The sequence below is a fragment of the Arthrobacter sp. P1_C12_2 genome (genome assembly GCF_056406415.1).
Window position 1 is genome coordinate 68,317 of the sequence record NZ_JBFUAF010000003.1, and the last position, 18,427, is coordinate 86,743.

At 68.0% G+C, this 18,427-nt stretch carries 9 protein-coding genes and 1 tRNA gene; all 10 read right to left on the reverse strand.

The genetic code is table 11. The annotated features are described in order from the left end of the window. Positions 1-46: 46 nt before the first annotated feature. The gene (locus AC1DZQ_RS04980; RefSeq protein ID WP_476962465.1) at positions 47-1,648 is read right to left on the reverse strand and encodes a sugar transferase; all 1,602 of its coding nucleotides are present in this window, start codon (positions 1,646-1,648) and stop codon (positions 47-49) included. A 552-nt stretch (positions 1,649-2,200) separates the two neighbouring features. Continuing rightward, complete coding sequence (locus tag AC1DZQ_RS04985; RefSeq protein WP_476962466.1) at positions 2,201-4,840, reverse strand: LuxR C-terminal-related transcriptional regulator; 2,640 nt, start codon at positions 4,838-4,840, stop codon at positions 2,201-2,203. Between the two features lie 68 nt (positions 4,841-4,908). Further along, positions 4,909-7,647, reverse strand: coding sequence for a LuxR C-terminal-related transcriptional regulator (locus tag AC1DZQ_RS04990; protein ID WP_476962467.1), 2,739 nt, complete (start codon positions 7,645-7,647; stop codon positions 4,909-4,911). Positions 7,648-7,934: 287 nt separating this feature from the next. Next, the gene (locus tag AC1DZQ_RS04995) at positions 7,935-10,598 is read right to left on the reverse strand and encodes a LuxR C-terminal-related transcriptional regulator (protein ID WP_476962468.1); all 2,664 of its coding nucleotides are present in this window, start codon (positions 10,596-10,598) and stop codon (positions 7,935-7,937) included. A gap of 40 nt (positions 10,599-10,638) precedes the next feature. Continuing rightward, positions 10,639-13,383 carry a helix-turn-helix transcriptional regulator gene (locus AC1DZQ_RS05000; RefSeq protein WP_476962469.1) on the reverse strand — a complete coding sequence of 915 codons (2,745 nt, stop codon included), beginning with the start codon at positions 13,381-13,383 and terminating at the stop codon, positions 10,639-10,641. Positions 13,384-13,635: 252 nt separating this feature from the next. Continuing rightward, positions 13,636-14,223 carry an aminoacyl-tRNA hydrolase gene (pth, locus tag AC1DZQ_RS05005; protein WP_476962470.1) on the reverse strand — a complete coding sequence of 196 codons (588 nt, stop codon included), beginning with the start codon at positions 14,221-14,223 and terminating at the stop codon, positions 13,636-13,638. 175 nt (positions 14,224-14,398) lie between these two features. Then, positions 14,399-14,998, reverse strand: a complete 600-nt coding sequence (locus tag AC1DZQ_RS05010; RefSeq protein ID WP_476962471.1) for a 50S ribosomal protein L25/general stress protein Ctc — start codon at positions 14,996-14,998, stop codon at positions 14,399-14,401. A gap of 266 nt (positions 14,999-15,264) precedes the next feature. Further along, the gene (locus AC1DZQ_RS05015; protein ID WP_018774662.1) at positions 15,265-16,245 is read right to left on the reverse strand and encodes a ribose-phosphate diphosphokinase; all 981 of its coding nucleotides are present in this window, start codon (positions 16,243-16,245) and stop codon (positions 15,265-15,267) included. Positions 16,246-16,250: 5 nt separating this feature from the next. Then, the gene (gene glmU / locus AC1DZQ_RS05020) at positions 16,251-17,780 is read right to left on the reverse strand and encodes a bifunctional UDP-N-acetylglucosamine diphosphorylase/glucosamine-1-phosphate N-acetyltransferase GlmU (protein WP_476962472.1); all 1,530 of its coding nucleotides are present in this window, start codon (positions 17,778-17,780) and stop codon (positions 16,251-16,253) included. A 43-nt stretch (positions 17,781-17,823) separates the two neighbouring features. Beyond that, positions 17,824-17,895 (reverse strand) — tRNA-Gln (locus tag AC1DZQ_RS05025). Positions 17,896-18,427 lie beyond the last annotated feature (532 nt).

Sequence of the window (18,427 nt, forward strand, 5' to 3'; positions counted from 1 at the left end):
CTGCCTTCCCGTTTGGCGCCGGCCCAGTACCGGCGTTTTTGTGCGTTTAGTAGGCCCCCACCGGGTGGAGAATGACTCTGAGCGTTCGCCACAGGATCATGATGTCGCCGGTCAGTGACCAGTTCTCCACGTAGTAGAGGTCCCAGCGGACGCTCTCGTCCCAGCCCAAGTTGGACCGGCCGTTGATTTGCCACAGACCCGTGATGCCCGGCTTGATCAGGAGCCGCCGGCTCACATCGCCCTCGTAGCCCTCGACTTCACCGGGCAGCTGCGGCCGTGGCCCCACCAGGCTCATGTCGCCCTTGAGGACGTTCCAGAACTGCGGCAGCTCGTCCAGCGAGTACTTCCTGAGCCAGCGTCCGCAGGTGGTGATCCGGGGATCGTGCTTGAGCTTGAACAGCAGCCCCGCTCCCTCGTTGAGGTCCAGCAGCGCCGCCAGGTCCTGTTCCGCGGTGGTGACCATGGAGCGGAATTTGACCATCTTGAACCGCTCGCCGTTGAGTCCAACCCGTTCCTGGCGGAAGAACACCGGCCCCTTGCTGTCGCGGACGATGATCCAGGCCACGGCGCAAAGCAGGGGTGAGAGGACCAGCAGGGCCGCGGCGGAGGCCACGATGTCAACGAGGCGCTTGAGCGTGTGCTTGTAGCCGGTGAACCGCGGCAGTTCCACGTGCATGAGGGGCAGGCCCTCGACGGGCCGCCAGTGGATCCTGGGGCCGGCGACGTCGGTCAGGCTCGAGGCCAGGACCAGGCCGGCCCGGGTGCCCTCCAGGGCCCACCCCAGCTGCCGGATGGACCGGGTACCGCCCTGGAGCGGCCCGGCCACCACGACGGCGTTCGCCCCTGTTTCGGCGATCTTCCCCGCGACCGAGTCGACGTCGCACAGGACGGGCACCCGCCCGGCGGAGACTTGCAGGTGTTTTTCGCTGTAGCCGGCCGGCAAAGCGGCCCCCACGACTTCGTAGGCGGCCCCTGACACTTTGCCGAACTGCCGGATCACGTACTCGACGTCCGCGGGTTCCCCCACGACGATCACCTTGGAAAGGTAGTGGCCAAAGAGCCTCTGGCGGTTCAGCCAGGCCCGCCACTGCCAGCGATTGACTAACAGCAATAGGGCACCGGCCGGAAGGGCGAGGGCAAAGTGGCTGCGGACCACATCGATGCCCAGGAGGATGACCGTGATCGCGATCCCGCCGAAGACGCCCAGGGTCGCGTCCAGAACCCGCTTGTACTCCTCGGAGCCGATTCCCAGGACCGTCTCTTCGCGGGTGCGGTGCACTTCGAGCGCCAGGACCCAGACCAGGAGGATGGCAACGCTCACGGCCAGGTATGAACCGCCTGCCCCGCCCTTGGTCAGGATGGGCTCGCCTGGTTCGAGGTGGAAGGCGTAGGCGGCTGCGACAGCGATCGCCATAATGGCGGTGTCCGTGAGCCGGAGCCAGCGACGGTAGCGCTTGGCCCAGGACTTGCCTGAGTCCACAAAGGCGGCGTCCACAACGGCGGCCGGAACATCGTGGCCCACGGCCGGGGTGGCGGGCCACGGCTGGCCGAGCGAACCGGCACTCGAGGCCAGCACCGGCGCGGTCCGGCCCGTCAAACGGCTTCCCCGCGCCCGGTACCCCCTGCGGCGCTCGTCGACGGCGCTCATACCGGGTCCGCGCTTCTCATCGGCGCGGACCCGCGAATAGACCGGTTAAGGGAGCCGGCGGCGGCTGGGGGGAGAGCCTCGGTCTCAGAAGGCTCTGACGCCGCCGGCTCCGACCTTGGCGTACGGCTGCCAGTTATGGCACCGTACGATTCCAATGAAGGAGTTCGGTGTAGGGAGGTTACGGCACGACCACCTCTAATGGTGGCAGTGGCTGCTTCAGCAAGCAAGATGGTTTGCAAGACCAAACTTCCCTGCAGGTCATACCCGCGGTCGATTACCGCCCTGAAGTTCCTCATTTTGAGACCTTTGTGAGTTGTTCGTGGGACTGACTTAAGTCAATGCCCGGGACCGGATCTGCACACGAGTAGCGTTTACCCGACTTCTGTCGGCCCACTTGCGGCGGCACTACTTGGGGATACTCCCGCCGGTCCCCCGCGCCACCCGTGCTGTACGCAGGCCGCCGCTGCCGGCGGTCAGGAGGGCAGGGTGCGGGGCTTCAGGTGCCAGGTTCGGGGCTCGGGGCTTCAGGTGCCAGGGTTCAGGGCGCGGCGTTTAGGGCTCGGGGTTCAGGGAGCCGTGGCCCAGCAGGTCCGCGCGCCGGCCGACGCCGAGTTTGGCGAAGATCCGGGACAGGTGCCCCTCCACGGTCCGTTGCGAGACGCAGAGCTCCGAGGCGATCTCGGCATTTGTGGCCCCGCGGGAGACAAGATCCAGGACTTCGGCTTCGCGGCCGGTCAGCGCGGCGCCGTGATCGCTGTGGACGATCTCCAACTGCGCCGACATGCCGGCCTCCACGAGCCGGTGATGGACCCGGCGCTGGACCGCGGTGAGCCTCCACCGGTCCGGGTCATCTTCCAGGATCCGCTCCGCCTGCTGGGCGGCTTCAAGGGCCAGCAGCCCGTGCCCGCCGCCCAGCGCGTCGTCGCTGATGCCAATGAGGTCGGCGGCGTCTGACGCCGATACGGCCAGCGCGTAGGATTCCAGCAGGCGCGCCTCCGGGCCGTCCACTGCCCTGCTGCTCAGGGCCAGGGCCGCGGCCTCGGCCTCCGAGACGTCACCACTGCGGAACGCCAGCCGCCTGATATCGGTTTCAACGCCCCGCAGGCCCTCGTGCAGCGCTTCGTCCGCCAGCCGCGCCAGGGCGGATGCACCGCTCCCGTCCGGGCCGCTCTCGGCTTCCGCCGCCAGACAATACGCCTCTGCCAGCAGGCGGAGGGTTTTGGGCTCCCGGTAGACCGAAAGCCGGAAGGCCAGGCAATGCTGGCTGGCCTCATAGTGCCGGCCGACGGCGGCAGCGGCGTAGGCTGCCACGGCGTGCGCAAACGGCAGCAGGTTCAAGGGGTCGGCGATGGTAAGTTCCTCGACGCCCAGCCGCACTTCCGCCAGGCATTCGCGCATCCTGCCCTGGCGGAGCCGGGAGTATCCGCGCATGAGGTGGAGCATGCCGCCGCTGTACAGCAACCGTCCCGGCTCGCGGGCCGCGTAATCGTCCAGGACCATGCCCAGCCCGTCCCAGTCGCCGGCCCGGATCAGGTTCAGGCAGTGGCGCACCACGAGGTCCTCGAACAACAGGGGAAGGCCCAGGCCCCCGCTGCCGGCGCCGGTCCATGCTTCCCGGTCCAGGCGCAGCCCTGTCCGCAACTGGCCCTGCGCGGTCAGGAGTTCGGCGAGCAGGGAAACGGCCGGGACGCGGATTTCGGGAGGGGTACCGGCGGTGTCGACCAGTTGGCGCAACCCGGTGCCGACGGCCGTGAACCTGCCGTCCCACGTGCGGCCCTGGAGCTCTACGGCCAGTCCCGCAGCGGCGGCCCCGGCCCACAGCCGTTCCTCGGGGGCCCGTCCCGCAGGATTCACGGAAGTCACGGAGTCCCCGGCCGGCGTCGTGGACCCGAGGCGGGCGGCGAGCAGGGCGGCCAGATAGGACGGCCGGCCGGGCAGCACAGGCCGCGCCGACTCCAGGAACACCACAGCGGCCTGCGGGTGCCCGGCAATGTAGTGGGAATAAGCCAGCTGGATCCGGGCCTCGGAGAGGAAGCGGGCGTCCCGGATGGCGCCGGCGGCGCGGGCAGCTGTCGCGGGATCCAGGGCCGTGTTCGCGGCGACAGCGGCGTGGAGCAGCTGGACGGGCGGGATCTCCACGCCGCAGTCCAAGGACCAGCGCAGCCGGTTCAGGTCGGCCCCCGGCACCGCGGCACGTTCTGAGGGAAGTGACAGCACGCTTGAGCGCAGGGCGGAACTGCGGCCTGCCGGGACCCGGTGCCGGATGATCTCGCCAACTATCGGGCTCGCGGGCCGGACGAGCCGGTCGTGCCCGGCGGAGACAGCGATTATTCCTGCCGTGTCCAGCGCATCGACGGCTTTGGGGCCGCTGATCCGCAGGATCTGGGCCAGGGAGAGCGGTCCTGCCAGGGCAACGATCGTGGCCGCGGTCTTTTCCTCCGGTGTCATGGAGCGCAGCTGCCGGTCCACGACGTCGGCGGCCGGAACCTGGGCCATGTCGGGGTTGGCCAGGAGGAACCATACTCCGTGCCGGCAGCCCAGGGCGCCGGTGGTGCGGGCATGCTGGATCAGGGACATCAGCATGAGCGGGTTCCCGTCAGCGGCGTCATGAAACACCGCGCTGACCCACGGTGAGACGTCGGCCCGCAGAACCTGTTCGCACAGCTGGTGGGTCCCGGCCCGGCTGAGCGGGGCCAGATCGAATTTGGCAATAATTCCGTCGTCCCACAGGGAGAGGAATGCTTCCGGGATCATCGGCCCGGGCCGGCAGGTCGCCAGGATGCCCGCCGCGCCGGTCGCCGCGGCCTGCGCGAGTTGCCGGACGGTCCCCTGGTCGAGGCACTGCGCGTCGTCGACGACGAACAGCGGACGGTCCGTCTCAGCTCTCAGGCTGCCGGCCATTGCCTGCACGACGGCGGCGTAGGAGTCGAGCTCTCGGTCGGGAAGCCGGGACAGGTACGGCGCCAGGGCGCCAAAGGGAACGGCGGCGAGGGCCGGTGTGGCCGTCAGCCGAATGAGGTGGCTGCGGGATCCGAGTTCGCGGAGGGCGGCCTTGACGACGGCGGTCTTGCCCGTCCCTGCCCCGCCGACGACGATCGCACCTGAGCGGGTGTCGTCGCGCAGGCAACGCACCAGATCCTTGAGCAGCGTGGACCGCTCGACCAGCGGGGCGGTCTCAGCCAGGCTTTCCATAGCCGGTTCCTGCCGCCCTTTGCCCGTCCTGGAAAGCCGTCCGGGAAGCCGTCCGGATTTTGCCGGGGTCAGCCGAGTCGGGCGCTGTCTGCCGGGGTTGAGATGACATCTTTGAGTTCCGATCGGCTTGCGACATGCAGCTTCGAATACACCTGATAGAGGTGTCCCTCCACGGTGCGGACCGATACGTGCATCTGTTCCGCGATCTTGCGGTTCGACGTGCCGGCAGCGGCCCGGACCGCCACCTCGCATTCCCTCGCCGTCAGGGTTGAGGTAGTGAGCGAGTGCAGACCGTTCTTCGGACTGCCGAACCTGTCATCGAGTGACTGTTGCGCCCGCTGGGCGATCCGCAGCGCGATCCGGTTGCCGGCGTCGTTCGCGCAGCTGACGGCCTTCCGGGCCGCATCCCGGGCGAAAACGGCGTTGCCGGACGCGTCAGCGTCCTTGGAGGCCCCCAGTAAGAGTTCGCTGTCGGCCTCCCGCATGCCCTCGGCCAGTCGCGAGCACAGGGCCGCGAATTGCCCCGTCACCCGGCCGCCGAGGCTGCCGAGCTTGTGGCCCATCTGGCGGTCTCCCAACCTGGTGGCGGCGGCCTGGAACAGGAGCGCCGGGGCAGCGGCCGATTCCGTGTCGTTCTCCGCCTCGGCTGCGAGGGCGCGGATGGATGCTGCCCGCTGACCGAGCTCGGCCTGGGCCGAGAGTTCGAAATAGCGTGTGAGCCGTTCCGGCAGCCAGGCCGCCGGCGGCCGCGGCTGGTCCAGCTCGCCCAGCAGGAGGCCTGCCATGTCTTCTTCGCCCTGAAGCGCGGCGGCATAGGCACAGACTGCTGTGGCCAGGCCGATCAAGGCATCGGGGTCCTGGGCCCGGAGCTGCCACCTGCCGGCCTGAAGCCGGGACAGGGCGTCGTCCAGGTGCCCGGCGTGCAGATCAATGACGCCGTGCCCGATCTCGAACATCCCGCCGAGCCGGGTCTGGGGCTCGGCGCCGCCATAGGTCTCGTCAAGATAGGCGGAGGCCTCCCGGAACTTTGCCGAGAGCAGCAGGAGCAGCAGGAACCTGCCCCTGACCTCACGGACTGCCCGGTCCGTGACGTGGACGTTGGCTGCGGCCGCCAGGACCTGCTTGCCCAGGGCCATGGCCGGCACGACGTTGCCGGTGACGGCCAGGGCCTCGCAGCGCACGCTGGCGGCCACGATGCGCAGTTCGCTGCCCAAGTCCGTCGTGTCCACGTCCTCGGTCGCGGCCAAGACGTCGGCGTAGCGCCCCTGGAATGCGGCGAGCTCGGCCTCGGCGAGGCGCAGCTGCTCGCGGGCCGTTCCCACCGCGTCGCTGTGCTGCTCCGGTTCCGTGGCCAGCCGCTCTGCGAGCTCCCGCAGCGGCGCCTGGGGATCGGTTCCAGGTGCCGGGCTGCGCTTTTCCAGCTCGGCCCGCAGGAGCTGCAAAGCCGTCCACTCGGTCAGCGGAAGCTCCCGGCAGGCGGCGTCATCCAGCGCCTCCAGGACCCGGCGCGCGGACTCCACGTTGTTCACCAGCAGGTGGGCATTCACCGATTCGATGGCGGTCAGGACGGCGGGTTCGCTTCCTTCGGCCTCCTGGATGAACCGCAGGGCGGCCGCGGGGTCCGAGTCGCTGTTCGCGGTGTGGGCCGCGGCCAGAGCCACCTGCGGGCGCACCTGCTCTCCGCAATCCAGCGCCCAGGCGACACCCGTCGCGCCGCCGGCGTCCAGGGCGCCTGACTCCTGGAGCACGGCCGTGAGCCGGCGGCGGAGTTCGGCGCTGCGGCCGGGCGGGACCACGCTGGCGACGATTCCTGCCGTCACGGGGTTGGCGACGCTGACCATCGGCGGATGCTCGTGGGTGACACGGATCAAAGCCCGTTCCTGGAGCGCGTCCATGTCTTGGGGGTTGGCGATGAGCATGAGGGTCTGCAGCGGGACCGCGCCGGCAAGTGCCAGCAGTTCAAAGACGTCCCGCTGGCCGGTGCCAAGCCGGTTGAGGCGTGCCTTCACGACATCCCGGATCTCGCCGGTCAGGGCAATGGGGCCGGTGCCCAGGAACCATGCGCCGTCCTGGCGGACCACGGTGCCCAGCTTGATCTGTTCGCGGGCGAGGGAATGGAGGAACAGGGCGTTGCCCCCGCTCGCGCTCCAGAGCGCCCGGGCGGCGGTCAGGGAGAACCGGCCGCCGTATTCGTGATGCAGGGTGGCTGCCGTTTCGGCGAAGTCGAACGGTCCGAGGTCCACCCGCTGTAGCAGGTCATCCTTCCACAGGCCCATGATGTCGCCGCCGACGTGGGGCATGTCCACACACGCCGCCAGCAGGGTGACATGGGCCCCTGCGCTCAACTGGGCCACCATCATGCTCGAGAGCTCGTCGAGGTCATGGGCGTTGTCTACGAACAGGATGATCCGCCGCCCCTCGGATTTGTTGTGGAGCAGCTGGGTCAGTCCGCGCAGCACCATCAGCGGGTGCTCAAGGTGGGAGGCGTCGAGGTCGTTGAGCAGGACGCTCAGCGCCCCGTACGGAAGCTTGGAGGAAATGGAGCTGCCCCTGACCTGGACTACCAGGTACTCGTCACCGAGCTGCTCAATGGCGCGCTGGGCGATAAAGGACTTGCCGGCCCCGTGGTCGCCCACGAGTACTATGCCGCAGCCCGAACCCGACGTCAGGGTCTCAACGATGTCGGCAACGAGCTGCTGGCGGGTAAAGGGCTTGTCTTTATTTCGGCCGTATCCGTTTCTTGTCGCCGGAAACATAGCCTCTGTCTGGCCGCTGCCCGCAGGCAAGCCGGCGTCTTGCTGGAACATATGAGAGACCTTCGCAATCAAAGTGTGAGCGGTGATACCTCTACGGTAGGTACTACGCGTATTTTCGGGATGCGTAAGTAGTACTCGATTACGCACCGAGTATTTGGCCCGCCCTACGTAGCTGTACTCAGTTGGACCCGCACCGCCGCAGGGCCCAAACCAAGTAGTCGGAGTCCCGCTTCACGTGTCCCTGACCGTAGCGTTTCCGGGACCGGAAAATCGGCCCACGTCAGGGCCGGATTGCCGTCCCACGCGATCCTGGGCCGCCCTCAAACCGGCCGTTGCCGCTAGCGTCCGCCGATGCCGGGCAGCTGTTCACGGCCCTTGACGTTGAGCTTGGCGTAGCTGCGGTAGAGGTGGCCTTCCACCGTGCGCACGGACACCTGGAGTTCGGCAGCAATCTGCCGGTCGGTGAGGCCGCGTACAGCCAGTGCCACAATGTCCCGCTCGCGGCGGGTCAGTATGCCGAGCGAATCATCGCTCTTGGCCGCGTCCTCACCGGGGAGGTCGTCGGCCCGGTCCAGGCACCGCTTCCGCTGGGAGTTCGCCATGCGCTCGCGCAGGGTGTCGCCCGCGGCCCGGTAGGCGTGCGCCGCGGCGTCGTAGGCCAGGGCGGCAAAGGTCCACAGCTCCGCCGTTTCACAGGTTTTCGCGGCCTCAAGGTGGTCTGCGGCGTTGTCCGTGCTGATGGCCGCGGCGTAGGCGCAGATCGCGGCGGGGCGTGGGCCCTCAAGCCCGGCCCGGAGTTCGAGCAGTCTCGGCGCCGAGTCTGTGTCCCCCAGTTCGAGGCAAAAGGCCAGCGCGTCCAGTTCGAGGCCGGGGGTGTCCATGTCCGGGTCCGGGCGGCCGAGCCGTTTCAGTTCCGCGATGGCGCCGGGGTAGTTACCGAGCCGGGCTTTTCCATAGACCACGGCCATGGCGGCCAGCGAGTGCATGTACCGCGGCAAGGCCGCGGGTGCGGCCTCGAAGTCGGCGAGGAGAAGTTCCGCTTTCGTCTGGGCACCGACTTCGGCGGCCGCAGCGAAGGCCATGGCCGCCGTGAGGGCGAACAGCTGCTGGGGGTCGGTCAACCGCAGGGCTTCGAGCGCGGCACTGAGGGTGTTCAGGGCCTGGGCGGCCTTGCCCTGGTAGAGCAGGACGATGCCGTGGGCCGCGTGGACTCCCCCGCCGAAGGAAATCAAGTTGGGCCCGGATCCGGCGACAAAGCCGGTCAGGAGGTTTTCCGCTCCCTGCCAGTCCCCGGAGTGGATCGCGGCGGCGGCGGAACGGACCACGAGGAAGTCGGTGAGGAAGTAGAGCTCATCGTGGTCGGCTCCGGCGGCCTCGATTGCCCGGGACATCATGGCGAGGGCGCTCAGTCCCTTGCCGCCGGCGAGGAGCCGGTCAGCGTCGTGGCAGAGCCGGAACGCCTTTGCGAGGGTGTTCGCCGGCCCGGTATCGGCGGCTGCCTCCCCGACGGCTGCTTCCGCCGCGGCAGGGGCCGCCGCGTACTCGCCCGCCAGCGCCAGGACCATGGCTTCCATCGTGTCCAGGCGCTCTTGCGTGGCACGCTGAATGGCCTCGGCGTCGTCCGGCCGGGCCACGGCGAGGCGTTCGGCCGCACGTCCGAGTACCTGGGCCCGCTTCATGATCTCCGCCGGCGGGTGGCCCAGCGCCGACATCACCGCAGCCCACAGGAGCGATCCGACCAGCAGGCCGGGGATGTTGTTTCCCTGGCCGAAATCGGCGTCGAGGATGTCCCGGGCCGCGGCGTAGTCGGAGGCGTTGTAGCGCGTCCGTGCTATCACGGCACGGGCCGCCATCTGCAGTTCCGGGTTCTTGACGAGGGCGGCGGCCTTGCGGGCGAACTCATCCTCGTAAAGGCGGCTGGCCAGCACGGCGGCCCTCAGGAGCTGCCGGTCCTCGACCTCCGCGCCGCATTCGATCGACCAGCTCACGTGGCGCAGCAGTCCTTCAGCCGACGTCGGCTCGCTGTCCATCTTGCGCAGCAGGCTCTGCCTAAGCTGCAGGCTCCTCGCCGGCGAGATCAGGTTCCGCAGGGTGTCGCCGTAGACGGTGTGCCACAACCGCAACTCACCCGAGCCGGTATCCGTCACGCGGATCAGTTCGCTGTCGATCAGCGATCCCACGGCCGCCTCGCCGGCCACAGACTCGATGAGTTCCCGGGACACGGGTTCGGCCAGCGCGACCAGGTTCAGGACCTGCCGTTCTTCCGGCGAGCGCAGCAGCAGCTGGCGGCGCACGACGTCGGTCAGCCGGTCGCCGTGGCTGTTGAGGTGCCGGCTGAACAGCCAGACACCGTTGCGCCGCAACAGCGTTCCGTCGTTTTTGGCGTCGTCGAGGAGCCCGTTGAGGAGCATGGGGTTGCCGCCGGAGGCCTCCCAGAGGATCTCGGCGACGTTCGGCAGCACTTGCGAGCCGAGCTCGCCCTCCAGCATCTCTGTGGTCTGCGCGAGGGTGAGCGGGCGCAGGTCGTGCCGTTCGGCGATGCCTTCAAACCAGAGTTGCAGGAGCGGTTCCGGCAGTCCGGGCCGGGCGGCCGCACCCACGAGCAGTTTCGCCCAGCCGGCCGCTGCCAGCTCCGCCAGGATCCCGGCCGTCGCCTCGTCGAGGTCGTGGGCGTCGTCGACGACGAGCAGCAGGGGCTTCTGGGTGGCGCGCTTCTGCTCTTCCAGATGCGCCCACAGCGTCCTCAGCACGGCCAGCTGCGATGTTGCCTCCTGGACCGGCAGTCCGACGATGAAGGGGCCAAGGACACCGTAGGGCACCTTGGTCAGCGACGCGCTGCCGTGGATGGGTACCGGCGTCACTTCGGAGCCCAGCTCCCCGACAACGGCATCGATGAGCCTGGATTTGCCCATCCCGCTGTCGCCAAGGACAAACACGGCCACATGGCTGCCGCCCTGGAGGGCCTCCACCGCCGACGTCAAATCTTCCGATCTGCCGGTCAAGGCGCGGGTCGGCGCTGTGCCGGGGTTTCCCGCCGGCCCCCTAGATGAGTCCAAGCAGATCACTTCGCGATGAAACGCCGAGCTTCGTGAACACCTGGTACAGGTGGCCCTCCACAGTCCTGACGGAAATGCCCACTTCCAGGGCGATGTCCTTGTTGGAGACCCCGTTGCCGGCAAGTGTGGCGATTTGCCGCTCCCTCTCCGTCAGCAGCGGACCCTTGTTGCGCGGCATGACGGGCAGTGCCGGAACTGACTCCGAGAGGCTCTCAAGCATGCTGTACGCGGCGTTGGCGCTGGCGGTCAGCCCGGCGCCCTTCGCGTAGTCGAAAGCGAGAGCCGCGCACCGGGCCTGGACGGCGTCCAGTTCGAGGCTCGCGGCCTGCCCGGCGGCTTCAAGCATGATCGCTGCGTCCTTCTTCCGGCTACCGACGGCGATGGTGCGGGACAGCTCGGCAAGCGGTCCCTGCCGCAGCCCTGCGAGTTCCTCCATGAACAGATAGTCCTTGACGGTTCCGTTGACGGTGGCCCCCAACATGCAGATGCCGGCCAGGGTGTGGCGGCCCTTCCGGAAATGTGCCTCCGCGGACCGTACCAGCCGGTCCTTGGCCTCGGGGTCACCGAGCCACCGCGACGCCATATCCATGCAAAACTCCGTGGAACTGCCGACGGTGAAGCGGGCCGGGCCGTCAGCCGAGCGGGCCCGGTCCAGGTAGATCGTGGCCTGGACCGAGTTGCCGGTCTGGGCGTAGGCAAAGGCAGTGGCGGCGTAGGCCTGGCGCAGGGACTGCAGGCTCGCCCGGACTTCCAGCTGGGCGATAGCGGCCAGCAACGGGTCAAGTGCCATATAGCCGCGGCCGGCATAGACATAGGCGAGCCCGACGGCGAGGTCGGTTGCGGCGCTGCCGGAATGCAGTCCGTGCCCCGCCCGGCCGCTCGCGTCCTTGAGCATGTCGATGGCCTGGCGCCACAAGCCGGAGAGCAGCAGCACGTTGAAGGAGCGCCAGGCGAAGTTTTCGCGGATGCGCGGCACATTGGACCATTCGCCCAGCTGTCCGCCGATCTCCCGCATGAGTTTGCGGGCATCGAGTTCGTGGCCGGTCATGCACCAGGCTTCCATCAGGATGATGGCCGATCTGAGCCGGTGCACGGGATCGGCGCCCGGGACATCCGTGGTGGCCGCGGTGGTGAGCCGCCCCATCATGGGCTCGAAATCCCCGATGAAGGAGAAGTAGTTGAACTCGCACAGATCCAGGCACAGCCCAGCCCGGGCAAGTGCCGCCGGCGCGGGGGGCGTCTCGTCCAGGCTGAGGTCCTGGAGCCGGACCCTGGCCTGCCGGAGCAGCTCGGGGACCTGGCCGGAACGGTCGTCCAGCCAGGCCATGCAGTCAGCCTTCGCCGCGATGAATTCAGCAAAGTGCTCGGCCGTGAGGTCCTTGACCTGCCGTTCGGAGACATCGTCCAGCGCGGACATGGCTTGCAGCGGCAGACCGAGTTGGAGGTAGGCGGCCGATTTCTGGAGCTGCCCCTCTGCCCATTCAGCGTCCGCGGGCGAGAGGCTGCCAGCGCATTTGAGGGCAAACTTCGGATCGAAGAGCTTGACGGCGGCGCTGGCAGCCGCCACGGCGTGGGCGGGTGCCAGCTGGGCGTTGCAGTCGTGGGTCCACGCCGCGTAGGCCAGCAGGTCCTCGACCGTCAGCTCGTCCAGTTCATGTTCCTGGTGCCCGGGGACCTTGTCCCGGAGCTCCAGCCTGCGCTCTACGCTGAGCCAGTTGCGGACAATGTCGCCGAGGTAACGGTCACCCAGCGTCACAAGGTGCCGGTCCGTGCGGTCGACCACGATCTGGCCGGCCTCTTCCATGTCGGCGATAATACTGGGGCTGTACATCCTGGCGAGCCGGGACAGGGGCAGCGTCCGCGCGCAGGAGAGGACGTCGATGACCTCCCTGGCCTCGGGCGTTTCCCTGGCATACCTGGCCCGGACAATATCCTCCAGCGCCGTCCGGCCATCCAGCACGACCTCATCGAGCAGTGTCCACACGGATCCGGACAGGACAAGGTTTCCGCGCTCGATCTGTTCGGAGACGACGGCCTGCAGGAGCGTGGGGCTGCCGCCGACCAGCTGGTGCAGCTGGCTGGCCAGGGCGGTCGAGACCCGATGGCCCAACGCTGACTGCAGGACCTCCAGCGTCTCGAGTTCGGTCAGGTTGGCGAGCCGGACCTCGGCAAGCTGGCCCGAGGTGATGAGCCAGTAGAAGTCGGGCGGAAGGTCTGTGGTGCGCTGGGCAGTTGCGATCAGCCGGGCGGTCCGAGTCTGCAGCAGGTTCAGCAGGACCCCGGTACTGAGTTCGTCGAGGGACCCGGCGTTGTCCAGCAGGATCACGCACTGGCGGCCGGCGGCGTCGTCCCGGATCAGCGAGGTAATGCCGTGCAGGATGGCGGTCGGAGAGCCCAGGGAACTCTGCGGAAGTCGCGCCAGGGTGAAAGCGAGGCAACCGTAAGGTGTGGCCGAACCGGGCCCTGAACTGCGCAGCTGGATGGTGTACACCTCGGGGCCGAATCCCGCGAGAGCGGTCCGGCCGACAAGTGTCTTGCCCACGCCGCGGTCGCCCGTGATGACGACGCCCATCCGGTCCTGGGCCAGCAGTTCGCTGCGGACCCGCTCAGCATCAGCGTTGCGCGCCAAACCGGACCAGCCGTGTCTCGCGACCTGGCCGGCAGCATGTTCTTCTTCGGCGGGTGCCAATGTAGTGGAAACATTCCCCCAGCCCAGCGAATCCCTCGACATGTAGTTTCCTTCGTACCGCTTTGCAGACAGCAACCCCGGACTGCCCACTTAGAAGTAGCGTATCCCTATCCCCCGACATGAGAGTAGACAGATCATAGCCGGAATGCCGAAAGCTTGGAAAGGAAACCCGTAACGCGGATGCAACTAAACCGTCCGGCGCCTCCCGCGGGCCCCTGCCTGCCGGGCCGGCGGGCACTTTGGCTGCGTTAATTTGCCGGCGTTTAGTTTGGCAGCGTTTGTGTTGAGGGTGCGTTAGGGGGTCTTGGCGGGGTGGAACTTTTGTTGGGCGGCGGGCAGACCGTCCCTGACCAGGACTTCTACGGCGTCGGCCGCTGAATCGATGAGGAAGGGCAGTTCCTTCTTCTCCGGGCCGGAAAAATCGCGCAGGACGAAGTCCGCGGTCTCCATCCGGCCGGGCGGACGCCCGACACCCACCCGCACGCGAAGGTAGTCCTTGGTGGCCAGGGCCTTGGAGATGTCCCGCAGTCCGTTGTGGCCGCCCTCGCCGCCGCCGATCTTGAGCCGCACGGTGTCGAAGGGAATGTCGATCTCGTCATGGACGGCGATGACATGGGCCGGATCGATCCCGTAGAACTGGGCCAGGGCCGAGACCGGGCCGCCGGAGACGTTCATGTAGGACAGCGGCTTGGCCAGCACGATGCGGGGGCCGCCGATGCCCAGGCGCCCTTCGAGGACCTGGGCACGCGATTTGTGTGACTTGAAGCCGCCGCCGACGCGCGAGGCGAGTTCGTCCAGGACCATCTGGCCGACGTTGTGCCGGTTGTGGCTGTACTCGGATCCGGGGTTGCCAAGGCCTACGATCAGCCAGGTGTCGGTCATGGATCAGTCCTTCGGTGGGACGCGGCAGGTGGGATGCGGCCGGCGGGGCGGGTCAGGTGGGACGGTCAAACAGGGCAGCCGACTCCGGGGCGGCGTACGGCGCGGGATACGACGGCATCAGAGACGACGGCGGCCGGGCCCCTGAGGGACCCGGCCGCCGGCAAATTCGCCGGAATTACTCGGCTGCTGCTTCGCCTGACGGGGCAGCTGCTTCGCCCTCTTCGCCCTCTTCGACGTTTTCGGTGGCCTCGGAGATGTTGACGACGAGTGCTTCGGGGTCGGCCAGCAGGGTGGAGCCCTTCGGCAGGACGAGGTCGGAAGCGTGGATGTGCTCGCCGGCGCTACGGCCTTCGATGCTGACCTCGATGGCGGTCGGCAGGTGGGTTGCCTCGGCCTCGACGGAAACGACCGTCATTTCCAGGTTGTGCACGTTGCCCGGAGCCAGCTCGCCGCTGAGGTGCACGGGAACGTCAACGGTGACCTTCTCGCCGGTGCGGACGGTCAGCAGGTCGAGGTGCTCGATGATCTGCTTGATCGGGTTGCGCTGGATGTCCTTGACGAGGGCCAGGTGCTGCTCGCCGTCGATATCCAGGGTCAACAGGGCGTTGGCGGTGCGGACGGCCAGGGTGGTGGCCTTCGCCGGCAGCGTGATGTGGATCGGCTCGGCGCCGTGGCCGTAGATGACGGCCGGGATCAGGTGTGCCATGCGGGCGCGGCGGGCGAAGCCCTTGCCGAATTCGGTGCGGACTTCTGCTGCGAGCTTCTGCTCAGACATGGATATCTCCTCGTGGGATTTCAAGCTGTGGGACTAAACGGTATTCAGCAAGGGCGGAGGTCTGTTTACGACCTTCAACGCCGGGCTGCCGTGCAGCTGCCCTTCAGAAGGAGATTCAGACCCAGTCGATCACGGAGACCAGCAGTCCGGTTCACCGATTAATTTTCCATTAATACGGATTACCGGCGCTCTCCCTCGCCAAGGTTTCGGTACAAGGCTACCAGCGCAGGGCCCGGTTTCTGAAACCGGGCCCTGCGCCGGCCGGCTCAGGCCTGGCCGTCGAACAGGCTGGTGACGGAGCCGTCGTCGAACACTTCACGGATGGCGCGGGCGATCAGCGGCGCGATGGACAGCACGGTCAGCTGCGGGAAGCGCTTGTCAGCGGTGATCGGCAGCGTGTTGGTGACCACCACTTCGCGGGCGCCGGACTCGGACAGCCGGCGGGCTGCCGGATCGGAGAACACGGCATGGGTCGCGGCGATGATGACATCCTTGGCGCCGGCGTTCTTGAGCACCTGGACGGCGCCGGAGATGGTTCCGCCGGTGTCGATCATGTCGTCGATCAGGACACAGGTGCGGCCTTCGATCTGGCCCACGACCGTCTTGGAGACGGCCTGGTTGGGCACGGTGAGGTCCCGGCTCTTGTGCACGAAGGCCAGCGGCGCGCCGCCGAGGCGCTCGGCCCACTGCTCGGCGACGCGGACGCGGCCGGTGTCCGGGGAGACGACCGTGACCTTGTCCGAGCCGACGCGGGTGCGGATGTAGTCGGCCAGGAGCGGAATGGCCATGAGGTGGTCGACGGGGCCGTCGAAGAAGCCCTGGATCTGGGAGGTGTGCAGGTCCACGCTCATGATGCGGTCGGCGCCGGCGGTCTTGTACAGATCGGCGACAAGGCGGGCCGAGATCGGCTCGCGGCCGCGGCCCTTCTTGTCCTGCCGGGCGTATGGGTAGAACGGGGACACGACGGTGATGCGCTTGGCGGAGGCCCGCTTGAGCGAATCGATCATGATCAGCTGTTCCATGAGCCAGTTGTTCAGCGGGGCCGGGTGGGCCTGGATCACGAAGGCATCGGTCCCCCGGACGCTCTCGCCGGCCCGCACGTAGATCTCGCCGTTGGCGAAGTCGTAGGCGTCCAGGGGCAGTAGTTCGGTGCCCAGCTCCTTCGCGATCTCCTTGGCCAGCTCAGGGTGCGCGCGCCCCGCGGCGAGCACCAGCTTCTTCTCGCCGTGTGCCGTAATTTCGCTCATGATTGCTAGCCCTCTTCTGTCGGTGCCGGAGTAGTGGAGGATATTGGGGCGGCGCCCGCGGCGGCTGTATCGACCGCGGCGGCGGATTGGACCAATGCGGACTCGGCCAGTGCGGCGGAGACGGAACCGGGGCGGTTGGCCGCAACCCAGCCCTCCGAGTTCCGCTGCCTGGCCATGGTGACCGCGAGGGCGCCGGCCGGGACGTCCTGGCGGATGATCGCGCCGGCGCCGCTGTAGGCGCCGTCGCCCACGCGCACGGGGGCCACGAACACGGTGTTGGAACCGGTGCGCACACCCGAGCCGATCACTGTGCGGTGCTTCTTCTCGCCGTCGTAGTTGGCCGTAATGTTGCCGCAGCCGATGTTGGTGTCCTCGCCGATTTCCGCGTCCCCGGCGTAGCCGAGGTGGGACAGCTTGGAGCCGCGGCCGATCGTGACGTTCTTGGTTTCGTAGAATGCGCCGATCTTGCCGGTCTCGCCCAGGACGGTGCCGGGGCGCAGGTAGGTGAAGGGGCCCACGCTGGCGCGCGCCCCGATGGTGGAGCCGGAGCCGTGGGTGCGGATCACCGTGGCGCCCGCTCCCACCGTGACGTCGGTCAGCGTGGTGTCCGGGCCGACGACGGCGTCGCGCGCCMCCGTGGTGGCGCCGTGCAGCTGGGTGTTGGGCAGGAGCCGGACGTCCTCGTCGAGCGTCACCGTGGCGTCGATCCACGTGGTGGCGGGATCCACGACGGTCACGCCGGCGCGCATCCAGGCCTCGACAGTGCGGCGGTTGTGTTCGGCGCCGAGCGCCGAGAGCTGGACGCGGTCGTTGGCGCCCTCCACCTGCCAGCGGTCCTCGGTGACGACGGCGGCAACGCGGCCGCCCGCGGCGCGGGCCAGGGCCAGGACATCGGTGAGGTACTTTTCGCCCTGGACGTTGTCCGTGGTGACGTGGACAAGCGCGTCGCGCAGCACGGCGGCGTCGAAAGCGTAGATGCCGGAGTTGACCTCACGGATATCGCGTTCGGCGCTGGTGGCGTCCTTGTGCTCGCGGATTCCCGTGACGGTTCCGTCCTCTGCGCGGAGGATTCGTCCGTAGCCGGTGGCGTCCTCGAGCACCGCAGTGAGCACCGTGACGGCGTTGCCCTCGGCCTCGTGGGCGGCGACGAGCTCGGCGAGCAGGCCGCCGGTGAGCAGGGGGACGTCGCCGTAAGTGACCACGACCGTTCCGCTCAGCGAATCGTGGAGGTCGAGCGTATCGAGCGCTTCCAGTGCCGCTTCGACCGCGCGGCCAGTGCCCGGCACATCATCCTGGTCCACGATTAGGGCTTGCGGATCGAGGGCGGAGACGTGGGCGGCCACGAGGTCGCGTTCATGGCGGACCACGAGGGCCAGCTCGCGGGGGTTAATGCTGCGGGCCGCCTGGAGCGCGTGGCCGACCAGGGAGCGGCCGCCGATCTCATGGAGAATCTTGGGGGTACGGGATTTCATCCGGGTACCGGCCCCTGCAGCTAGGACGATCACGGCGGCTGGGCCAGTATTCTCGGGGCTCACGTATTGGCTCTCCTTGCTTGGTTGCGCAGTGTGTCTCGCCAAGTTCCGCCCATAGGACTCGAACCTATACTCCACGGCTCCAAAGGCCGGGGTGCTGCCATTACACCAGAGCGGACCGTGCACAGGCATGACCTGTGGCACGAGAATCAATTCTGCCACGAAGGTTGATGCTCGTGCGACTCAGCGCCGCGGAAGGGCGGCGGGCAGGTGCTCGCCTGTTGCCGCGGGGACATGCCCAGTGTTGGTCCCGAGCAATGGACATAATGTCAACATGCCCATCCCTGGCCCGCGCGGTAGGACATGTCCTGTGGGATATCAGACCTGCGAGGAACATGCTCATCCCTGGCCTGCGCCGTAGGACATGGCCCCCGGGTTTCCAGGGCTCCAAGGGACATGCTCATCCCTGGCCTGCGCCGAGGGACATGCCCATCGTGGCCCGCGCGGTAGGACATGTCCCGCGGGTTTCCAAGGCTCCGAGGGACATGCCCATCCTTGGCCGAGGGACATGTCCCGCGGGTTTCCAGGGCTCCGAGGGACATGCCCAGTGTTGGTCCCGAGCAATGGACATAATGCCAATATGCCCATCCCTGGCCTGCCCCGAGGGACATGTCCAGCAGGTATTCAGACCTGCAGGGGACATGCCCAGC